General features: G+C 65.5%; 22 protein-coding genes. All 22 read right to left on the bottom strand.

Annotated elements, in window-relative coordinates; translation table 11 throughout:
- Positions 1-3: 3 nt before the first annotated feature.
- Positions 4-1245 carry a putative O-glycosylation ligase, exosortase A system-associated gene (locus AAG895_RS05060; protein ID WP_345794448.1) on the bottom strand — a complete coding sequence of 414 codons (1242 nt, stop codon included), beginning with the start codon at positions 1243-1245 and terminating at the stop codon, positions 4-6.
- Complete coding sequence (locus AAG895_RS05055) at positions 1238-2620, bottom strand: phenylacetate--CoA ligase family protein (protein ID WP_345794447.1); 1383 nt, start codon at positions 2618-2620, stop codon at positions 1238-1240. Before AAG895_RS05055 ends, AAG895_RS05060 begins: the two co-directional genes overlap by 8 nt.
- Positions 2617-3888: a glycosyltransferase gene (locus AAG895_RS05050; RefSeq protein WP_345794446.1), complete on the bottom strand. Its 1272-nt coding sequence runs from the start codon at positions 3886-3888 to the stop codon at positions 2617-2619. Before AAG895_RS05050 ends, AAG895_RS05055 begins: the two co-directional genes overlap by 4 nt.
- Positions 3885-4928 carry a hypothetical protein gene (locus AAG895_RS05045; RefSeq protein ID WP_345794445.1) on the bottom strand — a complete coding sequence of 348 codons (1044 nt, stop codon included), beginning with the start codon at positions 4926-4928 and terminating at the stop codon, positions 3885-3887. Before AAG895_RS05045 ends, AAG895_RS05050 begins: the two co-directional genes overlap by 4 nt.
- Entirely contained in the window at positions 4925-6241 is a 1317-nt protein-coding gene (locus tag AAG895_RS05040; RefSeq protein ID WP_345794444.1) for a nucleotide sugar dehydrogenase, read from the bottom strand. The genes AAG895_RS05045 and AAG895_RS05040 overlap by 4 nt, the downstream gene beginning before the upstream one ends.
- Complete coding sequence (locus AAG895_RS05035; RefSeq protein WP_345794443.1) at positions 6238-7449, bottom strand: TIGR03087 family PEP-CTERM/XrtA system glycosyltransferase; 1212 nt, start codon at positions 7447-7449, stop codon at positions 6238-6240. The genes AAG895_RS05040 and AAG895_RS05035 overlap by 4 nt, the downstream gene beginning before the upstream one ends.
- 13 nt (positions 7450-7462) lie before the next feature.
- Positions 7463-9391 (bottom strand): asparagine synthase (glutamine-hydrolyzing), encoded by a 1929-nt coding sequence (asnB, locus tag AAG895_RS05030; protein ID WP_345794442.1) that lies wholly within the window; start codon positions 9389-9391, stop codon positions 7463-7465.
- A gap of 2 nt (positions 9392-9393) precedes the next feature.
- A complete protein-coding gene (locus AAG895_RS05025) occupies positions 9394-10611 on the bottom strand; it encodes a TIGR04063 family PEP-CTERM/XrtA system glycosyltransferase (RefSeq protein ID WP_345794441.1) in 1218 nt (405 codons plus the stop codon).
- Between the two features lie 20 nt (positions 10612-10631).
- The gene (locus AAG895_RS05020; protein ID WP_345794440.1) at positions 10632-10904 is read right to left on the bottom strand and encodes a type II toxin-antitoxin system RelE/ParE family toxin; all 273 of its coding nucleotides are present in this window, start codon (positions 10902-10904) and stop codon (positions 10632-10634) included.
- Complete coding sequence (locus tag AAG895_RS05015) at positions 10888-11112, bottom strand: DUF6290 family protein (RefSeq protein ID WP_345794439.1); 225 nt, start codon at positions 11110-11112, stop codon at positions 10888-10890. The genes AAG895_RS05020 and AAG895_RS05015 overlap by 17 nt, the downstream gene beginning before the upstream one ends.
- A 63-nt stretch (positions 11113-11175) precedes the next feature.
- Complete coding sequence (locus AAG895_RS05010; protein WP_345794438.1) at positions 11176-13113, bottom strand: XrtA/PEP-CTERM system amidotransferase; 1938 nt, start codon at positions 13111-13113, stop codon at positions 11176-11178.
- 15 nt (positions 13114-13128) lie between these two features.
- Positions 13129-14304 (bottom strand): TIGR03088 family PEP-CTERM/XrtA system glycosyltransferase, encoded by a 1176-nt coding sequence (locus tag AAG895_RS05005; protein ID WP_345794437.1) that lies wholly within the window; start codon positions 14302-14304, stop codon positions 13129-13131.
- Positions 14301-15818, bottom strand: coding sequence for an exosortase A (gene xrtA, locus AAG895_RS05000; protein ID WP_345794436.1), 1518 nt, complete (start codon positions 15816-15818; stop codon positions 14301-14303). Before xrtA ends, AAG895_RS05005 begins: the two co-directional genes overlap by 4 nt.
- A gap of 104 nt (positions 15819-15922) precedes the next feature.
- Positions 15923-16972, bottom strand: coding sequence for a FemAB family XrtA/PEP-CTERM system-associated protein (locus AAG895_RS04995; RefSeq protein WP_345795230.1), 1050 nt, complete (start codon positions 16970-16972; stop codon positions 15923-15925).
- 24 nt (positions 16973-16996) lie between these two features.
- Positions 16997-17836, bottom strand: coding sequence for an XrtA system polysaccharide deacetylase (locus AAG895_RS04990; protein ID WP_345794435.1), 840 nt, complete (start codon positions 17834-17836; stop codon positions 16997-16999).
- 1 nt (position 17837) lies between these two features.
- Positions 17838-19001 (bottom strand): UDP-N-acetylglucosamine 2-epimerase (non-hydrolyzing), encoded by a 1164-nt coding sequence (gene wecB / locus AAG895_RS04985; RefSeq protein WP_345794434.1) that lies wholly within the window; start codon positions 18999-19001, stop codon positions 17838-17840.
- Entirely contained in the window at positions 18998-20083 is a 1086-nt protein-coding gene (locus AAG895_RS04980; protein ID WP_345794433.1) for an XrtA/PEP-CTERM system-associated ATPase, read from the bottom strand. Before AAG895_RS04980 ends, wecB begins: the two co-directional genes overlap by 4 nt.
- Before the next feature lie 11 nt (positions 20084-20094).
- Positions 20095-21636, bottom strand: a complete 1542-nt coding sequence (locus tag AAG895_RS04975) for a TIGR03016 family PEP-CTERM system-associated outer membrane protein (protein WP_345794432.1) — start codon at positions 21634-21636, stop codon at positions 20095-20097.
- Positions 21605-22558, bottom strand: coding sequence for an XrtA-associated tyrosine autokinase (locus tag AAG895_RS04970; RefSeq protein ID WP_345794431.1), 954 nt, complete (start codon positions 22556-22558; stop codon positions 21605-21607). The genes AAG895_RS04975 and AAG895_RS04970 overlap by 32 nt, the downstream gene beginning before the upstream one ends.
- Positions 22559-22571: 13 nt before the next feature.
- Positions 22572-24116 carry an XrtA system polysaccharide chain length determinant gene (locus AAG895_RS04965; RefSeq protein ID WP_345794430.1) on the bottom strand — a complete coding sequence of 515 codons (1545 nt, stop codon included), beginning with the start codon at positions 24114-24116 and terminating at the stop codon, positions 22572-22574.
- A 77-nt stretch (positions 24117-24193) separates the two neighbouring features.
- Positions 24194-24775: an XrtA/PEP-CTERM system exopolysaccharide export protein gene (locus AAG895_RS04960; protein ID WP_345794429.1), complete on the bottom strand. Its 582-nt coding sequence runs from the start codon at positions 24773-24775 to the stop codon at positions 24194-24196.
- A gap of 303 nt (positions 24776-25078) precedes the next feature.
- Entirely contained in the window at positions 25079-26488 is a 1410-nt protein-coding gene (locus AAG895_RS04955) for an MBL fold metallo-hydrolase (RefSeq protein ID WP_345794428.1), read from the bottom strand.
- Between the last annotated feature and the right edge of the window lie 87 nt (positions 26489-26575).

Genomic DNA, 26575 nt, shown 5'->3' with positions numbered 1-26575 from the left:
ACTCTACGTCTGCACCTGTGTGTGAGCCAGCAACCAGCGCTGGGTCACCGCGATGATTACGAGGAGGTTATATGGGTAATCATAGTAGGCCAAACTAAGAAAAGCGCCGCCAACCAGATACCCGACAAGAGCGACTTGGCACATTCCTGCGAGGTGATGGACCCAGAGCAGATCATCGACACCCTTTACCCTTTTCCTCAGTGATGCCGCATCTCGCCAGACAAGGAACCAGATAGTCAGAAACAATCCTAGACCGACCCAACCATGCTCACCAAGAACGGAAAAGTAGATACTATGGGCAACGACCGATTTGACAAAATCTGGCTGGTACAAAGCGTAAACAAATGGGGTGTATATATAAAAGCCACCCCCAAAAAATAGGTCATTTGCAAGATTGAAAGTCATCTTCCAGGCGGTGATACGCCCCATCGCGGAGCCGTCTTCCTGATACGTTCTTATTGTCCCCATCCTTTCAAACCAAGAATCCGGCATGAATGCCAGGAGAACAGCCGCAATCACAACAATAAAGAAAGCTGAGTTTGCTTTATGGGGCGATCGCAGCCAAAGAACGAAACCCATGGCGGCAATCGCCAGAAATGCCCCCCGAGACTGCGTTCCAAGTACCGCCACGGCAGTTAGCAGCATAGCCGCCATCAGGCCGCGCTTGATCCATTTTGCATCTGAGGTGAGATAGAGGTAGTACATCAACGGGATGGTAATGAGCATGGCGAGGCCAATCTCATTGTTCCCTCCGATGAACCCGCCAGGCCCCCAAACCCTGCCTCCACCTGCCGTTTGTATCGTATAGATACCGCCTTTTACACCGAAAAAACCGATCGAAAGCACGTTGACCCATACAAACAATTGGATATGTTTTTTCTCGTGTAAAAGCGCCAATGCAACAAGCGTCATCAATTGAATCTTTAGCACTTTTATATATTGTTCGAGCGATAACTCGGGGTATATGGAAAAGGCTGTCGTCAGCCCCATCCATAAAATAAATGCGATCAAAAAATAAATCACACTTGACTTCGGCAGGCTAACTGGACCTTTGGTGGTGACGAGACCAATTAGCGTCACACCTGCCGCGAGTGCTGCAAACGGCGCATTCGTGGCAAAGCCCCAGGCAAGTTTGTGGGGATTCATCAGGCTCAACCAGGTCCACAAAAGGACCCCAATCCATGCGTTTCTAAAGATGAAAGGCAGCGCGCCGAGCACGATGCCAGTGACGAGCAGGTCACGCATGTGCTGGAAACTCCTTGTTGCGATCGACAGCGACCGCGCTGACTACGTAACGATATTTACCGGACTTCTCCGGCGGAATATCAGCGACGTGGGTGATGCGCACCACAACGGCCTTCCCCAGCCGTGCCCGGTAGTCCCGGACGATACGGTCTTCTGAAGCGGGATCGAACTGCGGGTTCGTCACCAGCAGCACCTCGGTAACGTCAAGCGAATGCTGCACGATCTTGAAGCGCTCCACGCCTGGCACGTCACGCACCGTATAGATGAGGGCAAGGCCGTGCATGATGGTGCCGTCCTGTGCCACGACGAAGTCGGTGGTTCGCCCTTGCACTTCGGCCAGCACTGGCAGGCCACGCCCGCAGGCGCAAGGTGCATCGCTGAGCACACCGACGTCGCCGGTTCGGTAGCGCACGAAGGGGAATTCCGCAGTCGCCATGTGGGTGACGACGATCTCGCCCGCCTCGCCCTGCGCGGTGGGGGTGCCATCGGCGCGTACGGTCTCGACGATGATGTCTTCGGCGCTGATGTGCAGGCTGCCAGAGGGGCATTCGTGGGCGATGAAGCCGGCGTCGCGCGCGCCGTAGCCGTTGGCCACCGGGCAGCCGTAGGTTTCGCTGATGATGCGGCGCTGCTCGTCGTAGAGCTTTTCGGAGGTGACGAAGGCGACCTTGATGCCGAGCGTGTCCATCGCGATGCCCTTCTTGCGGGCATGTTCGGCGATCAGCGACAGGCTGGACGGGTAGCCGAAAAGCATCGCCGGCCGCACGCGGCGGATGGTGTCGACGAAGCGGTCGAGGTTGGCGGGCGACATCTCGAAGGCAGGCAGAAGATGGCTGCGCATCAGCGCATCGCGTAGCTGACGGATGCGGTCCTGGGCGCCGAGTTCGACCGGGCTGCCCCAGACCACCAGTTCGGGGTCGCCGATGTCGACGCCCCACCAGCGTGTGGCGCGCCACTTTGCGGCAACGTCGTGGCTCTTGCGGGATTTGCCGATGTAGAAGATCAGCGGCTCGCCGGATGAGCCGCCTGTGTTGTAGCGGCTGAGCTGCCCCTGGCCTTCGGCCTTGAGCTGCTCGACATTGGCGCGGATAACGCGCTTGGTGAGGAAGGGCAAACGCTGGAGCGCCGCGAGCGAGTCGAGGCCTGCAGGGTCGAAGCCTTCGCGCGCGAAGAGGTCGCGGTAATACGGCACCGTCCGCCCGATCTGGCCAAGGAAGGCGCGCAATCGCTGGATACGGTGCTGCTCGATGCGGCTGGCTGGCCACCACTGGCTCTCTTCGAGGCTGTGCCGAAGCTCGACGGAAGTGTGGCCCTTGAGCTTCTCGTGGAGGGGAAACAGCAGACCTGAGGCGATGCGGGTGTAGAGCGTGCTCATGCGGTGTGTTCAGTTGCCTTCGGGTGAGTGGCGAGCAATTGACGGAAATGTCCGAGCAGCAGCGCAATGCGTTTGTCCCAGGTGTTGTCGCATGCGTATGCCACGATGCGGTCGCGATCCCATGGATGCTCGACCGCTTCGGCGAGTGCGTCGCGCAAGGCGGCCGCGTCGCCGAACGGCACGATGCGACCAAGTTCCGGTGTGCAGACGACCTCCGCATTGCCACCCACGTCGGTGGTGACGACGGGCAATCCGCAGGCCATGGCTTCGAGGAAGACATTGGCCCAGCCTTCGTTGCGCGTGGACAGCACGAATATGTCGGCTGCGCTGAGCGGCACATGCAGACGGTCGGGGGGCAGTGGACCGGTGAAGGTGACGTGTGACTCGAGCCCGAGACGGGCGACCTGCTCGCGCAGCTCGGTGGTCATGTCGCCTTCGGGGCTGGGCCCGCCCACCGCCAGGTAATGCAGGCTCGGGAAACGCTTGACCAGTTCGGGGAGGAGCTCGATGACGCGGTGGAATCCCTTGCGTTCGACCAGGCCACCAACCGAGATCAGTACCGGGCCTTCGGCCTTCAGCCCAAGCGCGGCGCGTGCCTCGGCCTGTGGTATGCGGCGGAACTTGGCAAGATCGACACCGTTGCCTACGACGTGCACGTGGTCTTGGGGGATGCCCGCCGACAGCACAAGCTGGCGCAGCGAATCTGAAACGCTGAACACCCGGCTCGCACCGCGTACCGCCGCAAGCACCTTGGGCCGCAACACGGGATCCTGCAGGTGTCGCGACTCGGTGCCACGCATGGTGATCGTAACGGGCAGCCCGAGCCAGCGGCCAAGCCGCGTCGCTGCCTCGCCGCACGGGTAGGCAAAGTGGGCGTCGATGATGCCTAGGCCCTGTTCGCGTTTGAGCCGCCGCATCAGCGGCCACGTGCAGACGGCCATTGAAAGCCCGTCGAATCGGCGCAACAAACCCGGGATGGCGAGAAAGCGCGGGAAGAACACGGTGACACCCTGCTGTGCTTCCTGTGCAGCCGGCATGGGCCGATAGCCGGGCTTGAAGTGCCGGATGAGCGACTGAAACGGGAACCAGGGCTGGGGCGAGACGACGATCAGCGGGGCATAGCGGCGCATGCGGAACATGCGTTCGCGAATGAAAAGCCCCGCGTTTGGCTGGCGTGCGTTGGGGAACAGGGCGGAATAAACCGCGATGGCAGGGAGTTGGGCCGATTCGTCCTGCACAGCGTGCGCGGCGCCTGAATCACGCTTCATGATCGGGCCTCCAAACCTTGCCTCTTGCGCGAACGAGCGCGCGCGAACACCCAAGCGAGCAGCAGGACGAGGCTCGCGACCCCTAGCAGCACCGCAGCGTGGAGCCGCCACTTGAGGGACTGCATGGCCTCGCGCCGTTCCGTGTTCTGCTCGGTTGCAAGGATGCGGATGCCCGGATGAACGCCGGAGGCCACACCGCCCAACTGCTCCGCCGCCCGATGCACACCCCCTAGCGCCCGCACCAGCGGCGCCTGGTCGTACTCGAACACGTTGTTGCCCCACCACATGTACCACTCGGGCAGGCCGCGGCGGTAGTAGTCGATGGCCTTGTCCTCAATCTTGAAACCCGGCCGCGCCAGCGGATCGACCGGCACCAGCTTGATGTCGGTCGCGCCCGCCTGCAGCGCCGCACGAAAGGCCATCGCCGACAGCGGCTGGCCGCTGGCGTCGGTGACGTAGAAGTTGTTGAACACGTCGATCATGATCCAGCGCGCGCGCTGGCTGTCCCAGATCTCGTTGAGGATGTGGCCATGCCCGCCGAAGCCGTCGAAGGAAAACGCCCACGGCCGCGAGAACACCCCGGCCGCGGTGGCAAAGCCGGTGAAGCTGTCGGCGTAGTCGCCGCAATAGCCTTCGCCCTGCTGCGTGATGCGGGTGTAGGTGTCGGTGAGGTCGGCCTGGATGGCGCCGCCGCTGCGCCGGCCGTCGGGCAGCAGGTGGCGACCGATGGCGAGCGCGGTGGCCCAGTCGTCACCTGCGACCTTGAGCTGGTTGCCGGCGACGATGTCGGCGTAGAGCGGCAGCGGCGCGGCCGTCTCGCGCGCAAAGTCAGCCGGCACGGCGGCCGGCGTCCAGTCGTATGCGGCGGGTGCGGATTGCAGCAACAGCGCGTTGCGCATGCGCACCAGCTCGGCGGAGTCGCGCAGGTGCGGCACGAGGGTGGCGCCGACTGCCAGCGTCAGCAGCGCGCTGAGCCAGAACAGTCGCAACCACAGGCGAGCCGCGCCCGCCCTGCCCGGCCGTGCCGCGCCAGCGCTCACCAGCAGAGCCCTTCCACCTGGGCGCGCAGCGCGATGCCCTTGGGCAGGTTCACCAGGTCCAGCACCTTCTGCTCGGGCCGCGCGTGGGTGGCAAGCGCGTCGAAGATCGCCGGATTGGACACGCCGACGATGAGCATGTCGGCCTCGGCGATGATGGCGTCGAGGTCGGGCTTGAGCAGGTCGCCGATGTGCGGCAGTTGCGTTTCGATAAAGCGGCGGTTGGCGCCGAGCAGGCGCGACAGTTGCACGTCGGGGTCGAAGATCGACAGTTGCACGCCCTTGCCGAGGAGCTGCTCGGCAAGGACGACGAGCGGGCTTTCGCGCAGGTCGTCGGTGCCGGTCTTGAACGACAGGCCGAGCATGCCGACCTTGCGGCAGCCGGATTCGAGCACCTTGGCGATGGCGCGGTCGATGTGCTGGCGGTTGGACTGCATGATGCCGCCGAGCATGGGCAGCTCGACGTCGTGCGTCTTGGCCAGGTAGGTGGTGGCGCGCAGGTCCTTGGGCAGGCACGAGCCGCCGAAGGCGAAGCCGGGCTTGAGGTAGGCGGGCGAGATGTTGAGCTGGGTGTCCTGGCAGACCAGCTCCATGACCTCGAAGGGGTTCACGCCCAGCGCCTCGCACAGGCGGGCGGTCTCGTTGGCGAAGGTGATCTTGAGCGCGTGGAAGTTGTTGCACGCGTATTTCATCATCTCGGCCGCACGCACCGAGGTGCGCAGGAACTTGCATGGCAGGTGGCCGAAGAGCTCGCGCAGGCGCTCGACCGGGTAGTCGTGGTTGGCGCCGATGACGGTGAAGGGCGGCTTGTCGTAGTCGCGGATGGACGAGCCTTCGCGCAGGAACTCGGGCTGGAAGCAGGTGTGGAAGCCCTCGCCGTCGCGCTTGCCGGATTCGCGCTCGAGGATGGGGACCAGGGTCTCTTCCACGGTGCCGGGGGCGAGCGTGGAGCGGAACACCAGCACATGCGGTGCGGCCTTTTTCGCGATCGCCTTGCCGAGGTCGGCGGCCAGTCGCAGCACCGCGCCCTGGTCCTGACTGCCGTTGGGGGCCGAAGGGGTGCCGACGCAGATGAGCGAGATGTCGCTGTCGAGGAGCGCCTGGCCGACGTCGGTGGTTACGCTGACGCGGCCGCTGGCGGCAACGCTGGCCATGAGGTCGACCATGCCTTCTTCCACCACCGGGGTGGTGCCGGCCTTGATGAGGTCGAGCTTGGTCTGATCGATATCGACGCCGATGACCTGGTGACCTTCACGCGCGAGGCAGGCCAGCGACACTGCGCCGACGTAACCGAGGCCGAAAATGCTGATCTTCATTGCGTTGCTCCGTGCTTGCTTCGAAATTCTGTAAGGCAGCGGTCGATGATGGCGTCGAGCCGTTCCATGGACCGCGGCCAGGCGTGGTGCGACAGCATGCGGTCGCGGCCGGACTGGGCGAGACGCGCGCGCTCGGCCGGGTTGTCGACGATGCTGCTGATGGCCTGAGCGTACTCCTCGGCCGTGTCGGCAACGAGGAAATGCTCCCCACTCACCGCGTCGACGCCGCCTGCTGCGATGCGGCTGGACACCACCGGCACGCCAATGGCCATGGCCTCGAGGATCTTGTTCTGGGTGCCGCGGGCGATGTTGAGCGGGGCGACCATGGCAGCCGAGCGCAGGATGAACGGGCGCACGTCGGGCACCGAACCGGTGACGGTGATGCCGGGGCGTTCGGCCAGCTTCTGTACCGCGGGAATGGGGTCGGCGCCGACGATGAGCAGCTTCATGTCGGGGCGCTTGCTGCGCAGCAGCGGCCACACATCATCGCAGAAGCGGAACATGGCCTCCTGGTTGGGGTAGTAGTCCATGCGCCCGATGAAGCTGATCGTATCGGGGTCGTAGCCTTCGCCGTCGGGCTTGAAGAAGCCGGCATCGACACCGTTGGGGAACCAGTCGGACGACACGCCGGTGCGGTAGGACTCGAGCGTTTCCCATTCGGCGCGGGTGGTGGCCGTGCACAGGTCGAACTGGCGGGCGAGGCGCTTTTCCTCGCGCACGAGCTTGGTGCCCTCGAGCCAGTAGCCCATGTTGAGCGGGAAAGACTTGTAGTTGACGTACTCCAGCCACTTCTGCGAATCCATGTCGCCGAAGTCGAGGATCTTGGGGATGCCGCGCACGTTCTCGACGTACTGCGCCACCGAGGAGCAGTGCACGAAGATGAGGTCGAAGCGTTCCTTGGCGAGCAGCGCGTCCACCTTGGCGGCAAGCTCTGGCGAGTAGAAATAGCCCATCGACGAGGGCACCGGCGTGGGCAGGCGCGCGACCATGCGCAGCGTCTGCAACGGGTTGGACACCACCGCCATCTCGAAGCGCGCGCAGTGCGGCGCGATGCCACGGCCCTCCTCCGCCTCGGCCTCGCTGCGGGCGAGCGAGCACACCGTCACCTCATGGTTCTGCGACAGGTGGCGGATCATGTTGAAGGGGCGGATCTTGCCGCCGCGCTTGGGCGGGAACGGGAAGCGGTGGCAGACGTAGAGGATCTTCATGCGATAAGCGTCTTCATGCGATGAGGCTCTTCAACTCGGCGGTGACGTCGTCGGGCGAGTGGTGGTCGAGAAAGAGCCGGCTCCAGATTTCGAGGTTCATGAGGGCGAGCAGCGCGTCGGTGCCGTCGATGCGGGCGGCTTCGTGGTCGGCAACCAGGCGGGCGACCACGTCGGGGTCGAACAGGCCACGGTCGCGCACCACGTCGCGCCCCAGCAGGCGGTGCAGCACCGGGGCAAGGTCGCGCTTGAGCCAGGCACCCATCGGCGTGCCGAAGCCGCGCTTCTTGCGGTCGAGGATGTCGGGCGGAAGGATGTCGGCGAGCGCGCTCTTCATCAGGTGCTTGAGGCGGCCGTTCTTGACCTTGAGCGACTCGGGGATGGCGGCGGCGAGCTCGACCAGCTCGCGGTCGAGCAAGGGCACGCGGCATTCGAGCGACACGGCCATGCTCATCTTGTCGGTGAGCAGCAGCAGGTCGTCGGGGAGCTGGGTCTCGGCATCGACCGCGAACATGCGGTTGAGCGCGTCATCAGAGCCCGCGCCGGCAAAGGCCGCGGCCAGCGCGTCGCTGCTGCCGGTGGCGCCGCGGGTGAGCGCGGACACGGTGTCGCGGTCGAGCACCTGCAGGTAGGCGCGGTAACGATCGTCGGGCGACAGCTCGGCCGAGGCCAGGAAGCCGCGCGCCAGGCGCAGGGTGTTGAGCAGCTTGGAGTGGCGGTCGCTCGGCAGCAGGCCGGCGGTGCGCGACATCAGCAGGCGCGACCAGCGCGGCAGCATCTGCAGCTTGCGCACGTAGTGGTCGCCCAGGTAGCGGCGGTAGCCGCCGAAGAGCTCGTCGCCACCGACGCCGGACAGGATGACCTTGACGTCCTGGCGGGCGAACTCCGACACCAGATAGGTGGTGAGGAAGGCCGAGTCGGAAACCGGCTCGTCCATGTGCCACAGCAGCGTGGGCAGCAGGCCGACGACGTCGGGCTTGACGACGATCTCGTGGTGCTCGGTGCCGAGCAGGGTGGCGACCTGGCGGGCGTAGGGGAGCTCGTTGTACAGGCGCTCGGCCTCGCCGCCTTCGAAACCGATGGCGTAGGTGCGAATGGGCTGGTCGGAGTGCCGGGCCATGTAGGCAACCACGGCGCTGGAGTCGACGCCGCCCGAGAGGAAGGCGCCGATCGGCACGTCGGACACCATCTGGCGCAGCACGGCGGCTTCCATGCCGGCGCCGATGCGTTCGATCCACTCGGCCTCGGAGGTCGCGCGGTCGATGCGCGACGGCAGGCGCCAGTAGCGCCATTCGCGGATCTGGCCATCTTCCACCGCCAGCAGCGTGGCCGGCGGCAGCTTGCGGATACCCTTGAACAGTGAATGCGGCGCGGGCACGTAGCCCAGGTGCAGATAGTCGCCGAGCACCTCGCGGTTGAGTTCGGCGTGCACACCGGGCAGTTGCAGCAGCGCCTTGGCCTCGGTGGCAAAGCCGAGCATGCCGGCCGACTGATGCACGTACAGCGGCTTGACGCCAAGGTGGTCGCGGCCGATGAGCAGGCGCTTGCGACGGTTGTCCCACAGCGCGAAGTTGAACATGCCGTCGAGCCGGTGCACGAAGTCGTCGCCGTGCAGGTCGTACAGGTGCAGCAGGACTTCGCTGTCGGAGCCGGTCTTGAAGCGGTAGCCGCGCGCTTGCAGGTCGCTGCGCAGCTCGCGGAAGTTGTAGATCTCGCCGTTGCACACCACCCACAGGCTTTCGTCGGCGCTGGAGATGGGCTGGTGGCCGCCTTCGAGGTCGATGATCGACAGCCGGCGCATGGCGATGCCGCAACGGCCGTCGGGCGTGATGTGCTGGCCTTCGTCATCCGGCCCGCGGTGGGCGGTGACATTGCCCATGGCGCTGAGCTGGCCAGGTTCGACGCGCGCACCGTCGAGGCGATAAAGGCCGTGGATGCCGCACATGATCAGGACGCCTCGGCGAGGATGGATTCGCGCCCGCGGGTGGCGAGCGCGCGGCGGTACACCTCGCGGTAGCGGGCCACGCTGTTGGCCCAAGTGCGTTCGCGCTCGACGAAATCGCGCGCCTGGCGGCGGATGGCGGGCCAGCGCTCGCGGTGGGCGAGGATGTCGGCGATGGCTTCGGCCAGCGCTTCAGCGCTGCCGGCCTGGCACAGAAAGCCGGTTTCGCCATGGCGGACAAGCTCGCGGTGGCCGCCGACGTCCGAGGCGACGAACATGCGGCCCTGCGCCATGGCTTCGAGCGGCTTGAGCGGCGTGACCAGTTCGGTGAGGCGGATCGGCAGGCGCGGATAGGCCAGCACGTCGATGAGCTCGTAGTACTTCTGCACGCGGCTGTGCGGCACGCGGCCGGTGAAGATGACGCGGTCGGCAATGCCGAGCTCGGCGGCCTGGCTGCGGAGGTTGGCTTCCTGCACGCCGCCACCGACCAGCAGCAGACGGATCTGCGGGTCGCGCGCCGCCAGCTTTGCGGTGGCCGCCACCAGCAGATCCAGCCCCTCGTAGCCGTAGAACGAGCCGGCAAAGCCGAGCACGGTGCAGCCGTCGAGGCCGAGCTCGCTGCGCAGCGCGGCGTCGGGCTCGGCGCCGAACTGGAAGGCATTGGCATCGACCGCGTTGGGGATGACGGTGATCTTGTCGGCCGGAATGCCGCGCACCTGGATGTCGCCGCGCAGGCCCTCGCAGATGGTGGTGATCTGGTCGGCGTGGCGCAGCGCGAAGCTCTCGAGCGCACGCGAAACGCGGTAGCGCAGGCTGCCTTCGGTGGTGGTGCCGTGGTCGACCGCGGCATCTTCCCACGAGGCGCGCATTTCATACACCACTGGCAGGCGGCGCTTGCGGCCAACCCATTCGGCCGGCAGCGCGTTGAGCACCGGGGAATGGGCGTGAATGAGGTCGGGCTGCAGCTGGTCGACGAGCTGGTCGATGCGGCGCGCGGTGACACGCATCTGCGCCACCAGTCCCGTGCCCTCGGGCGCCGGCGTGCGGTAGAAGCGCAGGCCATCGGCCTCTTCCACCTCGACCGTCGAGAAACCTTGCTTCGGCGTGGTCAGGTGAAACGTCTCCCAGCCCAACGCCCGCTGCTCACGCAGGATGGCCGCGGTGCGGAAGGTGTAGCCGCTGTGCAGCGGGAGGGAGTGATCGAGGATGTGGAGGATGCGCATGGGCCGACACTTACTTTCCGCTACTTCCGATAAACCTCGCGGCGGTTACCGACCCGCACAACAAGGATGGTCAGGATGCTGTCCTGAATGGTGCAAATGATTCGATAGTCCCCGACACGGTATTTCCAGAACTCACCCAGCGCAGGCCCCGTGAGCGCCTCCCCGATACGCCTTGGATCTTCCAGCGCAGCCACGCGGTCACGCAGGAATCGTGTGATCCGACGTGCGACAGGCTTGTCGAGCCCCGAAAGGTCCTTGAGCGCGGCACGGTCGAACTCAATCTTCCAGGCCAAGGATGCGCTCCACGTCGTCTAAGGAGTAGGTCGCAGACTCTCCTGATCGGTTGGCAATGAGCCGTTGTTCAGCAAGATAAAGATCTTCGAGGTCGTCGAGATGCTCAAGGATCGCCTCGCGCGCGTAGAAGGTTTTGGTGCGCCCGGTCGCCTTTGCAAGCGCGTCAAGGCGCGCCTCGACGTCTGGCGGTAATCTGATGGCAAGCATTTTCCAGCCTCTCTGTCGTTAGTGCTATACAAGTATAGCTCCTTCATTCAACCGACTTGGCGCTCATGCAGGGACACGCCGATCAATCGAGTCTGACCCCATTGATGCCATTGATCCGTTGTTGCGGACGAAGGCTTCGAACATCAACAGCGTCCACAGCGGCGAGCTGTAATCGCGGGCGCCGGACTGGTGGGCCTCGACCAGATGCTCCAGGTAGTCGCGGTTGAAGATACCGGTGGCGGCCAGGGTTTCGCCCAGCACTGCGTCACGCACGCGCTGTTTGAGCGGGCCGCGGAACCAGCGCGCGAGCGGGACGGCGAAGCCCATCTTCGGGCGGTAGAGCACGTCGCTGGGCAGGAAGGGCTCCATCGCCTTCTTGAACAGGTACTTGCCTTCGTTGCCCTGGATCTTGAGGCCGGAGGGCAGCGTGGCGAGCCACTCGACCAGCTTGTGGTCCATCAGTGGTTCGCGCACCTCGAGCGAGTGGGCCATGCTGGCGCGGTCGACCTTGGTGTTGATGTCGCCGACCAGGTAGGTCTTGAGGTCGAGGTACTGGATGAGCGCAAGCGGGTCGTCGGTGTTCGCGGCGGCGGCGTGGCGGCGGAAGACCTCGAGCGCGTCGTAGCCGCCGAGTTCATTGCGGAAGTTGGGGCTGAACAGCTTCTCGCGCATGTCGCCGCGCAGGATGGAGACGCTGTGGAAGTAGGCCTCGGTGGCGTCGCGCGCCATGGCCTGGAAGGTGGTCTTGGCGCGGAACACGCGCGGCGCCCAGTCGGCCTTGGGGTAGACGCGGCCGAGCAGGCCGAAGACGGGCTTGCGCACGCCCATCGGCAGCGCGGCGCGCATTTTCTCTTCCATCAGATGCATGCGGTAGCGGCGGTAGCCGCCGAAGCTCTCGTCGCCGCCGTCGCCCGACAAGGCCACGGTGACGCGCTTGCGCGCGAGCTGGCACACGCGGTAGGTGGGGATGGCGGAGCTGTCGGCGTAGGGCTCGTCGTAGAGCGCGGCCAGCGTGTCGATGAGGTCGAAGTCGTCGGATTTGACCGTTTCGACGAAGTGGTTGGTCTTGTAGCGGTCGGCGACCTTCTGGGCGAACTCGGATTCGTTGAACTTGGGGTCGTCGAAGGCGATGGAGCAGGTGTTGACCGGCTCGCTCGAGAGCCCCGCCATGGTGGCGACGACCGCGCTGGAATCCACCCCGCCCGACAGGAAGGCGCCCAGCGGCACCTCGGCGATCATGCGCAGACGCACGGATTCGCGCAGGCGATCGGTGAGCTCGGCGGTGGCTTCCTCGAGGCTGATGTGGTTGTCGAGGGTGAAGCGCACGTCCCAGTACTGCCTGGGCTCGGGGATGGGCTGGCCGCGGCGGATGCAGAGCGACTCGCCGGGGCCGAGCTTCTTCGCGCCGAGGAAGATGGTGCGCGGCTCGGCGACGTAGCCGAGGGCGAAGTACTCCTCGACGCCGAGCGGGTCGATGCGGCGGTCCAGATCGGGGTGCTGCATCAGCACCTTGAGCTCGGAGCCGAAGGCGAGCGTGCCGTCGGCCAGCAGCGCATAGAACATCGGCTTGACCGCGAGGCGGTCGCGCGCCATGAAGAAGGTGTCGCGATTGCGGTCGTGCAGCGCGAACGCGAACATGCCGCGGAAGCGCTGCACGCAGTCCTCGCCCCAGGCCTCCCAGGCGTGGACGATGACCTCGGTATCGCTGCGGGTGTGGAAGACGTGGCCCAGGGCCTCGAGCTCGGGGACGAGTTCCTGGAAGTTGTAGATCTCGCCGTTGAAGACGACCGCCACCGAGCCGTCCTCGTTGAACAGCGGCTGCTGGCCGGTGGCGAGGTCGATGATCGACAGGCGCCGATGGGCAAGCGCAACGCCCGGCTCGAAGTGATAGCCGCCTTCGTCCGGGCCGCGATGGTGCTGGACGTCGTTCATGCGCTGCATGAGGGCGCGGTCGAAGTCGCGCTTGCCGCGGGTGTCGAAGAGGCCGGCAATGCCGCACATGATCGGAGGTCCTCTTTATCGGGCGCCGGTTGGGCGCAGCAACTGTTCGTAGAGACTGGTGTAACGCGTCACCATGTTGTCGATGCTGAAGTTCTGCTCGACCCGCCGGCGGCCGGCGGCGCCATGGTTATGCCGCAACGCAGCATCCGAAGTGTAGCGCAGTAATGCCTGCGCCATCGCGTCCGGGTCCTGCGCCGGGACGAGCTGGCCGGTGGTGCCGGCAGCGACGAGCTCGGCGTTACCGCCGACCTCGGTGGCGAGCACCGGCAGGCCGCTGGCCATGGCTTCGAGGATGGTGTTGGAGATGCCCTCGGCGCGCGACGGGAGGGCAAAGACGTCGAGCGCGCGCATGACCGCGGGCACGTCGCTGCGCTCGCCGGCGAGCCAGGTGATGTCGCCGATGCCGGTGGCGCGGATCTCGGCCTCGACCTCGCCGCGCTGCGGGCCGTCGCCGGCGATGACCAGGCGCAAGGCCTGGCCACCCTCGCCGCGCGCGCGCGCGATCGCGACCGCGCGCACCAGATTGACCTGGTCCTTGACCGTCTGCAGCCGGCCCACGGTGCCGACGAGGACAGCCGAGGGGTCGGTAAATGGGCTGCCAGGCAGCCGCTCGCGCACCACGGCGGGCCGGAAGCGCAGGGTGTCGACGCCGTTGCAGATGCGCTCGACGCGGCTACGGGCGATGCCCACGCGGTCGGTGAGGTAGGACTCGATCTGGCCCGAGAGGGCGACGTAGCGGCTGACGAAGGGGCTGTAGACGCGGCGCAGGAGTTGGTACTTGCGCAAGGTGCCGCCCGGGTCGGAGGTGTCCCAGCCGTGCTCGCCATGGACGCGCGCGGGCACGCCGGCGAAGCGCGCCGGCACGGTGAATTCCAGCGCCGCGAGGTTGCGCGTGTGCACGATGGCCGGGCGCAGCTCGCGAAACAGGCGATACAGGCGCGGGTAGAGCTTGATGCCATGGCCGGGCGGCTTGTGCAGCGAGATGAAGCGCACATCGGTGCGCCGCACCCGCTCGCAGAAGGCGGGCGCGCAGTTTGCAAGCGCGACCACGACGTGGCGGAAACGCTCGGCGGACATGTGGTTGATCAGGTTCACAACGCCGTTTTCCAGACCACCCACGTCGAAGCTGAAAAGCACATGCAGGATGAGCGGTCGGCGGTCGCCCGAGGAAACGGGAAACGACTGATTCATTGGGGGATCTGCCGAGCCGGTGCCTGCACCGCCTGCTCGATCGCTTCGCCGTGCCGCTCAAGGAAGGCCTTCAGCCGCTCCCGCGCTGAATCTTCGTCCGCATTCACCGGGGTGGATACGATGACAACCGCGGACTCGTCCGACAGCCCGAGCAGGCGATCAAAGGCGAGACGCAGCTTTGCCTCGACATCCCCGACAACTGCCCGTCCATTGATGCGGTACCAGTGCCAGGTGAGGACCCTCCCCTGCTCTGTGCTCACCAAGTTCTCCCGAACGGGGCGATCTGCAAAAACAAGCGTACGCGCAGTGCGCACCAGACTGACTCCGTGGACCGCTGACGAGGCGGGCCCATTGCCCCAAGCGATCATCTCGCTCCCCTCGCGCTGCCCGAGGTACCACGCAGCATGGAACCCCACCGGATCAAGGCCCCCCTCAGCGACGTACGTCTCGCCCGCCTCGGCACGTGCCCCACGATAAACAGGTCGATAATCGAAGCGCTGGGGTGCAGGAGCCAACCAGCCCACTGCAGGCGCTGGGGCCGAAAGCGTAACGGGAAACTCGGGAATCGGGGCGTCCAACACCTTGAGCGCGGGCGGGAACACTGCCACAGCGAGCGCAATGATCAGCGCAGCGAACCAGTTTGCTTGCCCCGAGTCCGGACGCAGCCCTGCAACCGTGTGCGCGGCACTCGAAGTGGGCGCCTCGTGCCAACGACTGCCGATCCAGAACATCAAGAAGATGACGATTCCGAAGAAGACCCAACCATAAAGGATGTGGTCAACCCCGACCGCAATCTTGTTGCCCGAGAGGTACCCGAGCATCACGATGAAATAGGCACGAACCCAGTTGGCCAGGATTGGCATGACAAATGCCACCACCATGAAGAGCAGCCGACGTTTGAGACTCGTGTAGTTGAGGTAGGCGTATAGCGCGCCGACGAACAGAGACGCGATGAGATAACGCACGCCGCTGCAGGCCTCGACCACCGACCATCGACCGTTCGGCACGATGAAATGCAGTCCTTCCTGGTACACCGGCACGCCCGACATGCGCAGCGCCCAAACGGTGAACTCTGCGGTGTAGTGCATGAGCGTCGGCAGCATGAAGTCGCCGATGGGTACGCCGAAAAAGAGAAACAGCATCGGAAAGAGCAGCACACGACTCAGGCGCCAGCCGAGCACGCCGACAAACGCCGACACCAACATCGCAAACAACGCGAGGTGCTGTGCTGCAGCCACGCTGACCATGCCACCAAGCAGCCAGAGCAAACCGGCGACCAGCACCGCAAGCGCCATCCAACCAACTGGCTGTGGCTGAAGTTCTCCCACCCGGTCGCGAGCACGCCAAACCAGCCACGCGAAGGCCGGCAAGACTACGAGGCCATGGGCGAATGTATCGGATCGCCACCAGATACCCGCAACCTCGGTCGCTGTGTGCCAGTACCAGCCCACAACCCACAAAAAGGTGAGCGTAAGTGCGAGCACGATGGAAGAAAAGCTTCTGGATGCTGACATGGCCGGACTATGGGAGCGGGATTGCCCCCGAATGGGTGGGCGTTGGGGCTGGACTGCCTGCTGCTCGCGGGCAAGTCCGCTCTAGCGTAGCCGGGCTGTATCGCCTACCCGAGATTGCGCACGATATGCGGCCCCAGCCGGTTGGCGACGCCGATGGGCAGGCGCTTCCAGATCGCGATGAAGGCGCGGTACTTGGGGTTCATCGGGTTGTTCTGCGGCACGCTGTCGCGCTTGTAGAGGCGGTACTCGTAGGACAGCGGCTGCGGCTCGAAGCCCCAGTTCTTCTTGAAGCTGTAGGGACCGGTGCCGACCTTGCTGCGGCCGTAGTCGAAGACCCTGCAGCCGCGCTCGCAGGCGCGCCGCATGAGCTCCCAGTACTTGAAGTCGTTGGCGGCGAGGTCGCGCGCGGCCACGTCGTCGCCGGCGTAGTACGGCAGCACCTCGTCGCGGAAGTAGAAGCTGAGCACGCTGGAGAGCGGCTTGCCCTCGGGCGAGGTGACGGTGAGCACTTCGCAGGCGTCGCCGAAGCTGTCCTTGAGACGCTGGAAGAACTTCTTCGACAGCGCCGGCGTGCCGTGACGCAGCACGTTATCGGCGTAGAGGGCGAAGAAGCGGTCGACATCGGCGTCGATCTCGCCGATCAGGCCGTTCTTGATGCCCTTGCGCACCATGGCGCGCTGCTTGCGCGGGATGGCGAGCATGTTGGCCTCGACCTCGGGCAGGATCTCCTTGCGGAAGGTGACGTAGAGCTCCTGGCGCGGCCAGTCCTGGTGGCGAAGCTGGACGTTGCGGTACTCGAGGTGGCCGACACCGAGGGCGCGGGCCAGGGTCTCGGCCTTGGCTTCGAGCTCGTGCAGCACCTCGGGGCCGGCGTCGACGTCGGCGGCGATGCCGCCATAGACGCAGAAGGGCAGCGAGGTCAGCGCATGGCCGAAGAGCCGGCTGCGGACCTCGGCCAGCGGCAGCACGGCGACGATGTCGCCCGCGCGCTCGGCGTAGAGGTAGAAGGTGCGATGATCGAAGACTTCCTCGAGGATGTCCTGCCAGGCCGAGAGGTGAAAGAAGGTGGCCTGCGGGCAGCGCTGGACGAACGCGTCCCACCGCTCGCGTTGCGGGTACGTGAGCAGGCTGACGTGAATCGGCAGGCGGTCCATGCGTTCCATCCAGTCTCGATGTGTTCAGGCGGCGTCGCGAAAGACATCGTCGGCGCGCCCCCAGGCGAAATCAGAAAGCAGCCGATCCAGACGGGCCTCGGTGCGCTTGAGGTTAATGTAGTGCCTGAACCGGGTTTTGGCCGTGGCATCGGTCACGCGCGGTTGATCCGGATCAATTTCCCACGGGTGGAAGTAGAAGATCGCCGGGCGCTGGTCGGCGGCGTTCACGCGCGCGATCTGCCAGCGCGACAGCGCATAGGGCAGCAGCCGGAAGAAGCCGCCGCCGCCGGCGGGCCAGTTGCGGCCGAGCATGCTGAGCGTGGTGATCGGCACCTCGACCAGGCCGTTGGGCAGGCGCCACGGGAAGCGTGGCGCGTCCGGGATGCCGTAGTGGTCGTGCTTGACCGGGTAGACGCTGGAGCTGTAGCGATAGCCCGCGTCGGCGATGCAGTCGTGCGCCCACAGGTTGGCCTTGCCGATCGAGAAGCTGGGCGCGCGGTAGCCGGTGACGGCCTTGCCGGTGATGTCCTCGAGGATCGCCTTGGCGAGCCGGATGTCGGCCGAGAACGAGCCAGGCGACAGCTCGCTGGCGCGCTGGTGACCATAGCCATGGCTGGCGACCTCGTGACCGGCATCGGCGATGCGCCGGACGAGTTGCGGGAAGCGCTCGGCGATCCAGCCCAGGGTGAAGAAGGTGCCGCGCGCACCGTGGCCGTCGAGGAGCTCGAGCACGCGCTCCACGTTGCGCTCGACCCGGCATGGCACGCTGTCCCACTGCTCGCGCGGGAAATGCGGCGCGAGCGCGGAGACCTGGAAGTAGTCCTCGACGTCGCAGGTAAAGGCGTTGGTGATGCGCGCGGACATGTCAGCTCCCGGCCGGCGGGCCGCCCTCGGCATCGAGCAGCCAGCGGTGCAGATGTTCGGCGATGCGCTCGGCACAGCGGCCGTCCCAGTACTCGGGGATGCGGCCGGCCTTGCCGCCGGTGTCGAGCACCGCGTGGGCGGCGGCGACGATGGCGCGCGGGTCGATGCCGACCAGGGTGTTGGTGCCCTGCTCGACGGTGATCGGGCGCTCGGTGTTCTCGCGGATGGTGACGCAGGGCACGCCGAGCGCGGTGGTCTCTTCCTGAATGCCGCCGGAGTCGGTGAGCACCAGGCGCGCGCCCGACATCAGGCCGAGCATCTCGAGATAACCCTGCGGCGGCAGGATCAGGAAGTCCGGGGTGTCTAGACGGCCGAACAGGCCGAACTGCTCGAGGTTGTTGCGCGTACGCGGATGCAGCGCGACGACCAGCGGCAGGCGGGCGGCGACCTCGCGCAGGGCGTCGATGATCGGGGCGAGCACCTCGGGGTGATCGACGTTGGACGGACGGTGGAGGGTCACCACCCCGTAGCCGCCGGCGATGCGCCGCGCGTCGAGACCGGCCTGGGCGAGCAGCACCTCGGCGGGCACCGCCTTGGGCAGGCTGGCGCGCAGGCTGTCGATCATGACGTTGCCGACGAAGACCGCGCGCTCGGGCGCGATGCCCTCGCGCGCGAGGTTGTCGTGGGCGGAACGCTCGGTGGTGTACAGCACGTCGGAAATCTGGTCGGTGAGGATGCGGTTGATCTCTTCGGGCATGCGCCGGTCGTTGCTGCGCAGGCCGGACTCCACATGTACCACCGGAATGTGACGCTTGCTGGCAACCAGCGCGCAGGCGAGCGTGGAATTGACGTCGCCCACCACCAGCACCGCACGCGCGCCGTGCGCATCGATGACGGGCTCGAAGCGTTTCATGACCTCTGCAGTCTGCACGGCGTGCGAGCCGGAGCCGACGGCAAGGTTGACGTCGGGTTCGGGCAGCGCGAGATCGGCGAACAGGCGGTCCTTCATCGCCGGGTCGTAGTGCTGGCCGGTGTGCACCAGCAGCGTGGGGATCGGCGGGTTGTGCGCAGCGAAGGCGCGGATGATGGGCGCGACCTTCATGTAGTTGGGACGCGCGCCGACGACACAGATGACCGGCGCGGGGCGGTTGGCGGGAGCATTCATTGGGTCTTGTCCGTTGCCGGCTCGTCGCGGCGCACGGCCTCCAGGAGCTGGCTGAGGATGTTGAGGGTAGCCGACACCGACTGCTCGAGGCCGGCGATGCGGGCCTCGATGCGTTGCAGGTCGTAGCTGCCGGCGAGGCCGGCGGCCTGCGCGGCGAGCTCGGGCGTGGCGCGCAGACGCTCGAGCGCGAGCGCATCGAGCCGGAGCACGGGGGCGGCCTCGCCGGTCGTGGCAAAGTGCGGCGTGTGCACCGGACGGGCCTGCGCCGAGGCGAACTCTTCCTTGAGCTCGTCGATGACTTCGCGGACGTCGTTCTCGCTGACGACGTGACGCTCGGCGAGGAAGGCCGCCAGCATGAGGCGGTCGCACAGGGTGTTGATCTTGCGCGGGATGCCGCCCGAGTAGCCGTAGATGGCGTTGAACGCGCCCGCATCGAAGATGGGGTCGTCGGTCCAGCCGACGTGGGAGAGGCGGTGCTCGATGTAGCCGCGCGTCTCCTCGGCGTCGAGCGGGCCGAGGTGGTAGGAGGCGATCACGCGCTGGCGCAGCTGCTGCATCTCGGCGCGCTGCATGATGTCGCGGAACTCCGGCTGCCCGACCAGGAAGCTCTGCAGCAGCGCATGGTCCTCGAGCTGGAAGTTGGACAGCATGCGCAGCTCCTCGACCGCCGAAGGGGTGAGGTTCTGCGCCTCATCGACGACCAGCAGCGCACGCTTGCCCGCCGCGGCGATGGACACCAGATAGGTCTCGATCGCCAGGAGCAGGCCGGCCTTGTCGAGGTTGCGGGCAGGCACGCCGAAGGCGGCGGCCACCATGCGCAGCATGTCGTTGGCGTCGATCTGGGTGCTGACGATGTTGGCGGCGACCACGCGCTCGGGGTCGAGCTGCTCGAGCAGGCTGCGCACGATGGTCGTCTTGCCGGCACCGACCTCGCCGGTGATGACGATGAAGCCCTCGCTCTGGTGCAGGCCGTACTCGAGGTAGGCCATCGCCCGCCGGTGCCCGCGGCTGCCGTAGAAAAAGGCCGGATCCGGGTTGAGCTGGAAGGGTTTGCCGCGGAGCTTGAAGAATGATTCGTACATCGTGTTCCTGCTCAGAACCGCATGCCGAGCGTGGCGGTGACGGCGTTCTCGGTGTAGCTGTCGTCACCCTCGGACTTGATGTGGCGATAGGTGAGGCTGCCGCTGGCGTTGGGGCTGAGGGTGCGGCTGACGCCGAGGGTGAACATAGTGCGGTCCGTTTCGTCGTTCTCGGCGCCGTCGCCCTCACCTTCCGAGCGCATCAAGCTGACATTGAGGGCCGAGAGCCCGGACAATTGGTGACTGAGCGAGACCGACGCTGTTCGAGTCTTGATCCGTTCGCGGCCATCGAAATCGTCGGAAATATCAGCCGTGCCCTCGAAGGTGTTCAAGGCAGTCCGGTCGGTCTGCCCCACACTGAACGTGAGTGTGTTGCGCACGCCGATGAGGCTGACCCCCGCCGTGATCCCTCGCGATACGTAGTATCGGTTGGTTCGGATCGAACCCGGGTCGTCGAGGAAATAGATATCGCGGGCGAGCAGGCGCAACTCGTCGTCCGTAAATCGATTGCCCAGAGGAGACCCCTTAAGGGCACCAAAAATGTCCTGGTACCTGTCGGTTAGGAAATAGGCCTCTTCGAGCTCATCGAGTTGTGACGAAATATCGCGCGTCGCGGACAGGCTCCACACGGAGCGCGCCATGCGATGCTGAACGCTGACGTTGTAGCCGGTACCGAAGATGCGTTCTTCGCTGGTGGCCGATATGGCCGTCCGATCGGTGGGGTACCAGTCGAAGCCCGCGCCCCAGATTGCACCACTCTCGCCCTGGATCAAGGCGTAGTCGTTAGACTCGTAACCGCCGATCGCGCGCAGCCGGAACTGCGGATCAATGTTGATGAAGAGCGTGCCGCGGCCGACCTCCTCCGTGACATCACGGCTGTCGCCCTCGTCGTAGCTGGTGTCGGTACGGGAATAGTCCAGCCCCCAACCAAACAGGCGAAAGGACACGGGGTCTGCAATGCTGGCCCGCAAGGTGCCGGTACGTTGGTCGCCGAGGGTATCGGAGCCTCCGGTCAACCAACGCTCCTCGTAACCGATGTTGCCCTCGCCGCTCTCACCGAAGCGAAAGCCGAAACGCGGCCCGATCGAGAACAGGCGGGTTTCGTTGTCCTCGTCGTTGTCGAGCGTGTCGCCCGCAAACCGGCCCGTAAAGGCTGAGCGGTTGTCGCGGCTGATCGAGGCCCCAAGATCGACGAAGAACGCATCCTCAATCGCCTCTATGGTGCCCCTGCCCTGCAAGTCGAGGTAGGTGGCGTTGTCCTCTGTCTGATCGGCGTGGACAGTATTTCGCAGGCTCATGTTGAGCCCGCCACTGAAGCGGCCCGACTCGCGGCTGATCGACACGCCGGGGGATATTTCGGCGATCCAGTCTTGCTGGCCGTTCTCTTCGGTGTCGACGTTGTCGGTCCACGTCAGTCGCGTATCCAGCGTGGGCTGGATGCGCACGGTCTGTGCCTGCGCCGCACCTGCTGCCGTTAGCGACAGGAGGAGCGCAGAAATCAGGGCGAGACGCGGGGCGCCGATCTCAGGCCGCGTTGTCGCGCGGCTTTTCGCCATAGCCATATCCGTATCCATATCCGTAGTAGCCTCCCGGACCGCCCTGACGCGACTTGTTCAACAGCATCAGCTTGATCGGACAGCTTTCGATCGTGGCCAGCGCCTGTTTGACCGAAGCGTGCGTGGTGCGCTCGGACTCGACGACCACGACCACCTGCCCCATGTGGGTGGCGAGCACACGCGACTCGGTCGTAACCAGCAAGGGCGGCGAATCGAACACCACGATGCGGTCGGGGTAGCGTGTGGCGATCTGCCTGAGGAGCCGGTTCATGCTCTCGGAAGCAAGCAGCTCGGTTGCGCGCTGGTGCGGCATCCCGGCAGGCAGGATCGACAGCTTCTCGACGTTGGTGCGCAACAGAACGTCGCTGAGATCGGTCACGTCGCCGGCGAGCACGTCCATCAGACCGCGTTCTGGCGGCAGGCCGAGTTGTCGGAAGACCGAAGGTCGCGACACGTCTGCATCGACCAACAGCACGGTGTAGTCGAGCTCCATCGCCATGCTGACTGCCAGGTTGATGGCGCTGAAAGTCTTACCCTCGCCCGGTAGGGCGCTGGTGACCATGATCAGGTTGGCGTTGTCGATGCGGGCCGAGCTGGCATCGGTCGCGTTGCGCAGCAGCGGACGCTTGATGACGCGGTATTCCTCGGCGATTGGGGAGCGCGGATGCTCGGGCGAGACCATCCCTTTTGCCGCAAGTACCGCGAGGTCGATCTGAATCATCCGCGACACGGCCGCGGCAGGCTCATGGGCTGTCGCCAAAGGAACTTCGGAGGACCTGGTAGCCGCCTTGGCGGCGACAGCGGGCTCGGACACGGCAACGACAGACGCCGACGGTGCAGGCGCAAGAGCCTCGTCGCCGGGCTCGGCTGAGGCCTGCTTGAGCTGATCGAGTCGCTGCGCGGCTTTTTCAATAAGACTCATCGTGATGTCCCATTCAACCCTGGATCAGCCGCAACGCAAAGGCCGCCGCGGCAAACGCACCCGCATAGGCCGCGATCCCAAGCCCAAAGGCGAACAACCCCCGCCTGCGAGCCGCTGAGCGCTCGGGCGTGCGCAGCATGGAGACCGTGCCAAGAACGGGCACCCCCGTGATCTCGCGCAAGGAGCGCGCGTCGCTGAATGCTGGACGGAGCTGGCTGACCAGAAACGTGAGCGCAAAGCCGGCCGCCAGACCGGCAAGTCCTGCGAGCGGAATCAGCAAGATGCGGTTAGGCGCAGAGGGTTTGGTCGCCAACGTCGGCGGATCGATGACGCGGAAGTCCGCCACACCGGTCTGCGTGTTCATGTCGACCGCGATGTTGGCCGACTCACGGCGCGCCACGAGCGCGTCGTAGTTGCTCTTGTGCACGCTGTAGTCGCGGTTGAGCTGGGCCATCTCGGCTTCGATCTGCGGGACCATGCGCGCCTGGTCACGAAGCTGGTCTAGCCTCGACTGGAACTCGCCGACCCGCACGCGCAACGAGGCCACCTTGGACTCGGCCTGTACGAGTGCAAGCTTCATTTGCTGGTAAACCGGGTTGGAATCCAGCGCACCGAACTGGCTACCACCCGCGGCCTGCATGGCCTCTATCTGCTGGATCTTCTGTGCTTCAAGATCCTGGATCAGGCGACGGGTACCTAACACGTCGGGATGCTGGTCGGTATAGCGCAAGAGAAGCTCGTCGAGGTTGCGCTTGAGTGTATCGATACGTCCATCGATCTCGGGGATGGACACCGCATTCGCCGAAGGCGTCTGCGGCAGAAGTACCGGCTCCTCGCCAACAATCTGTCGCTGCAGCGATTCGCGCGCATTCTCGGCTTCGCGAAGTTCGAGTTGGGCTTGCTGGAGTTGCTCGGACATGGCCCCGATCTGCGAGATATAGTCGCGCGCGCCGTCCCCAAGAACAGCCATGTTGCGCAAACGGAACTCCTTCACACGGTTCTCGGCCTCGGTGAGCTTTTGTTCGTAACTGCGAATCTGCTCTTCGATGAATCGGCGCGCGGCATCCGTATCCTGGCGCTTACTGCCCAAGCCGGACTCGACGAACAGCGACAGCAGGGACTGCACCACACGCTGCGCCCGCTCAGGCCGAGTATCGGCATAGGACAAGGTGAAGAGGTTGGTGCGATCGGCGGATCCGATGCGAAGATCCTTGGACAGCTCGGTAATGAGCGCCTCCCGCTGCTCCGGCGTGTTCACCTCCAGGTCGAGGTCGGCCATGGTGATCAGCTTCTCGACGTTGGGACGACTGATCAAGGTTCGGCTGAGCATGGCGATCTGTTGATCGACGTTGGGCTGCACGGCAAGACCCGCCATCAGCGGGCGCAACACGGACTGCGTGTCCACGAAAACGCGCGCGCTGGATTCGTACTTGTCAGGCATCTTGTAGATCACGACGCCCGCAACGATGCCGACGACCCAGGCGAGCGCAAGGCCCCACCACCGGAAGCGCCACATGCCGCGCAGGTAGCCGGTGATCTGTGATACGAGTTCTTCCATGAATCAGCTTCGCAGGTTCGAGGCAGAGCCGCCGGCACCGCAGCAGGCCTGCCCCGGGGTGAGTCGGGAGAGCGGCGTCAGAACCAGCTCTGCGGGATGATCAGCACATCACCCGGACGCATTTCGACGTTGGCAGAAACGTCGCCACGCTTGATGAGATCCTTGATGCGGACGCTGTACTGCTTGTTGCCCTCACCGGTGCGCAGGATGCTGGCGTTGTTCCCGTCGGCAAACTGAGTGAGGCCACCGACGGCGATCATCACGTCGAGCAAGGTCATCTTCTGCGTGTAGGGAAGGATGCGCGGCTGCGCGGCCTCACCTACGACGCGGATCTGCTCGCTGTAGGGTCCGGCGAAGTTGGTGACGATGACGGTGACTACAGGCTCGCGAATGAACTTTGCGAGTTCCTTCTCGATGTCGCGCGCCAGCGTGGTGGCATCCTTGCCCAGCGCGGGTAGGTCCTCGACCAGCGGCGTGGTGATCTTGCCGTCGGGGCGCACCGGCACCGACATCGACAGTTCCGGGTTGCGCCAGACCACGATGTTGAGCGTGTCGCCGGGGCCAATCTGATAGTTGTACTCGGCGTCGGCGGCAACAGGCGGCGCCGAGGGGAACGACGAAGCGCAGCCAGCCAGCGTGCCGGCAGCGGCGACAAGCATCGAAATACGAACCAGCCGGGACCACATGCCCCGAACATTGCTACCCATGACAAATCCCCTCGAAGTTCTTGTAGCCGCGAATGATACGTCGGCCGGGCACGGCCGCACACCCTTGACGATCGTATGAAGATACGTCATCGGATGCACAGGAACAAATGCACAGCATTGACCAGTCGGCGGAGCGGAGCATTGCGCAATTGTGTTGCAGCAAAGCGTCTCCCAAGGGGGCGCCATTACCGCAGGCAGCGGACAGGCTCGGGGCTTGCGACGGACCCCGGCCCCGTGCGCCCCGCCCTCCCGGAATCAAGCAACGATCTTGACCTCCCCCCCGGTCGCCGCCTCCAGATGGCGCGCGAACGCCGCCCTCACCTCGTCCTCGCCATGCACCAGCCGCACCTCGCCCGGAAGGTGGCGCATGCGGGTGACGAAGCGGGTGAGGTCGGCCTGGTCGGCGTGGGCCGAGTAGCCAGACATCGAATGCACGCCGGCGCGGATGGCGATCCGCTCGCCGTCCAGGTCCACATAGCCGCCGCGCGGGCCGAAGGTCTGGATGGCGTGGCCGGGCGTGCCGCGCGCCTGGTAGCCGACGAAGAGCACGTCGTGGCGCGGATCACCGAGCATGGCCTTGAGGTAGTTCACCACCCTGCCGCCGGCGCACATGCCGCTGGCGGCGATCACGATGGCCGGCTCGCGGCTGCGCGCCAGGCGCTGCACGTTGGCGAGATGGCGCTCGTGGCTGTCGATCGCGACCAGCTGCTCGTAGCTCAGCGGCTGGCGTCCGGCGCGCACGCGGGCGCGGGCCTCGGCATCCCAGAAGGGCTGCAACTCACGGTACAGCTCGGTGAAGCGCAGCGCGAGCGGGGAGTCGAGGAAGATCTTCAGCCTGTCCCACCTGTCCGCATGCTTGCCCGGGCGCTGGCGCTGGGTGTGGAGGATGTCCTCGAACTCGTACAGCAGCTCCTGCGTGCGGCCGATGCTGAAGGCGGGAATGATCACCGTGCCGCCGTCTTCCAGCGCGCGCTCGACCACCGCCTGGAGGCGCTTGCGCCGGTTGCGGCGGTCTTCGTGCTGGCGATCGCCGTAGGTGGTCTCGAGCACCAGCACGTCAGCCTGCCAGGGCGAACGCGGCGCCGGCAGCAGCGGCGCGTGCGGCGCACCGAGGTCGCCGGAAAAGACGACACGACGCTTCTCGGGCCAGGCCGGGCCGGAGAGTTCGCACTCCACATAGGCCGAGCCCAGGATGTGCCCGGCGCGCTGCAGGCGGATGCGGCAGCTGGCGCCGGCGCTGCGGTAGATCGTGTGCCACTTGCCGTACGGCAGCGCGCGGATGCGGGGCTCGACCATGTCGAGGTAGCGCTCGACCATGGCCTTGTTGCGCGAGACACCGACCTCGAAGGCGTCCGCGAGCACGGTGGGCAACAGGCGCGCGGAGGGCTCGCTGCACAGGATCGGGCCCTTGAAGCCGGCTGCGAGCAGCCAGGGCAGCCGGCCGCAGTGGTCGATGTGGACGTGGGTGAGAATGAGCGCGCCGATGCCCGCCACGGGGAAATCGATGTCGAGGCGGTCGGCGCCGGCCTTGCCGTCGGGTGCCGTCTCGGTGCCCTGGAACAGGCCGCAGTCGACCAGAAAGGAGTTGTCGCCCTCGACGAAGAGCTGGTGGCAGGAGCCGGTGACGCCATTGCGGGCGCCGCGATGGAGGATGGTCGGGTTCATGCCGGCATTCTATTCAATCGCCCGGCGCCGGGCCACGAGCAATGCCATATTCATCGCGCGGCAATGAATTGCCCGTGGGAGCAACTT

The organism is Thauera sp. JM12B12 (assembly GCF_039614725.1).
Lineage (GTDB): Bacteria > Pseudomonadota > Gammaproteobacteria > Burkholderiales > Rhodocyclaceae > Thauera.
The sequence above is the reverse complement of the archived record's forward strand: the minus strand, read 5'-3'. Positions and strand labels throughout refer to the sequence as shown.

Bases quoted from the DNA above. Each gene is read 5' to 3' on its own strand.
- AAG895_RS05060 (WP_345794448.1), bottom strand. From the start codon at position 1,245: ATGCGTGACCTGCTCGTCACTGGCATCGTGCTCGGCGCGCTGCCTTTC.
- AAG895_RS05055 (WP_345794447.1), bottom strand. From the start codon at position 2,620: ATGAGCACGCTCTACACCCGCATCGCCTCAGGTCTGCTGTTTCCCCTC.
- AAG895_RS05050 (WP_345794446.1), bottom strand. From the start codon at position 3,888: ATGAAGCGTGATTCAGGCGCCGCGCACGCTGTGCAGGACGAATCGGCC.
- AAG895_RS05040 (WP_345794444.1), bottom strand. From the start codon at position 6,241: ATGAAGATCAGCATTTTCGGCCTCGGTTACGTCGGCGCAGTGTCGCTG.
- AAG895_RS05035 (WP_345794443.1), bottom strand. From the start codon at position 7,449: ATGAAGATCCTCTACGTCTGCCACCGCTTCCCGTTCCCGCCCAAGCGC.
- asnB (WP_345794442.1), bottom strand. From the start codon at position 9,391: ATGTGCGGCATCCACGGCCTTTATCGCCTCGACGGTGCGCGCGTCGAA.
- AAG895_RS05025 (WP_345794441.1), bottom strand. From the start codon at position 10,611: ATGCGCATCCTCCACATCCTCGATCACTCCCTCCCGCTGCACAGCGGC.
- AAG895_RS05015 (WP_345794439.1), bottom strand. From the start codon at position 11,112: ATGCTTGCCATCAGATTACCGCCAGACGTCGAGGCGCGCCTTGACGCG.
- AAG895_RS05010 (WP_345794438.1), bottom strand. From the start codon at position 13,113: ATGTGCGGCATTGCCGGCCTCTTCGACACCCGCGGCAAGCGCGACTTC.
- AAG895_RS05005 (WP_345794437.1), bottom strand. From the start codon at position 14,304: ATGAATCAGTCGTTTCCCGTTTCCTCGGGCGACCGCCGACCGCTCATC.
- xrtA (WP_345794436.1), bottom strand. From the start codon at position 15,818: ATGTCAGCATCCAGAAGCTTTTCTTCCATCGTGCTCGCACTTACGCTC.
- AAG895_RS04995 (WP_345795230.1), bottom strand. From the start codon at position 16,972: ATGGACCGCCTGCCGATTCACGTCAGCCTGCTCACGTACCCGCAACGC.
- AAG895_RS04990 (WP_345794435.1), bottom strand. From the start codon at position 17,836: ATGTCCGCGCGCATCACCAACGCCTTTACCTGCGACGTCGAGGACTAC.
- wecB (WP_345794434.1), bottom strand. From the start codon at position 19,001: ATGAATGCTCCCGCCAACCGCCCCGCGCCGGTCATCTGTGTCGTCGGC.
- AAG895_RS04980 (WP_345794433.1), bottom strand. From the start codon at position 20,083: ATGTACGAATCATTCTTCAAGCTCCGCGGCAAACCCTTCCAGCTCAAC.
- AAG895_RS04975 (WP_345794432.1), bottom strand. From the start codon at position 21,636: ATGGCGAAAAGCCGCGCGACAACGCGGCCTGAGATCGGCGCCCCGCGT.
- AAG895_RS04970 (WP_345794431.1), bottom strand. From the start codon at position 22,558: ATGAGTCTTATTGAAAAAGCCGCGCAGCGACTCGATCAGCTCAAGCAG.
- AAG895_RS04965 (WP_345794430.1), bottom strand. From the start codon at position 24,116: ATGGAAGAACTCGTATCACAGATCACCGGCTACCTGCGCGGCATGTGG.
- AAG895_RS04960 (WP_345794429.1), bottom strand. From the start codon at position 24,775: ATGCTTGTCGCCGCTGCCGGCACGCTGGCTGGCTGCGCTTCGTCGTTC.
- AAG895_RS04955 (WP_345794428.1), bottom strand. From the start codon at position 26,488: ATGAACCCGACCATCCTCCATCGCGGCGCCCGCAATGGCGTCACCGGC.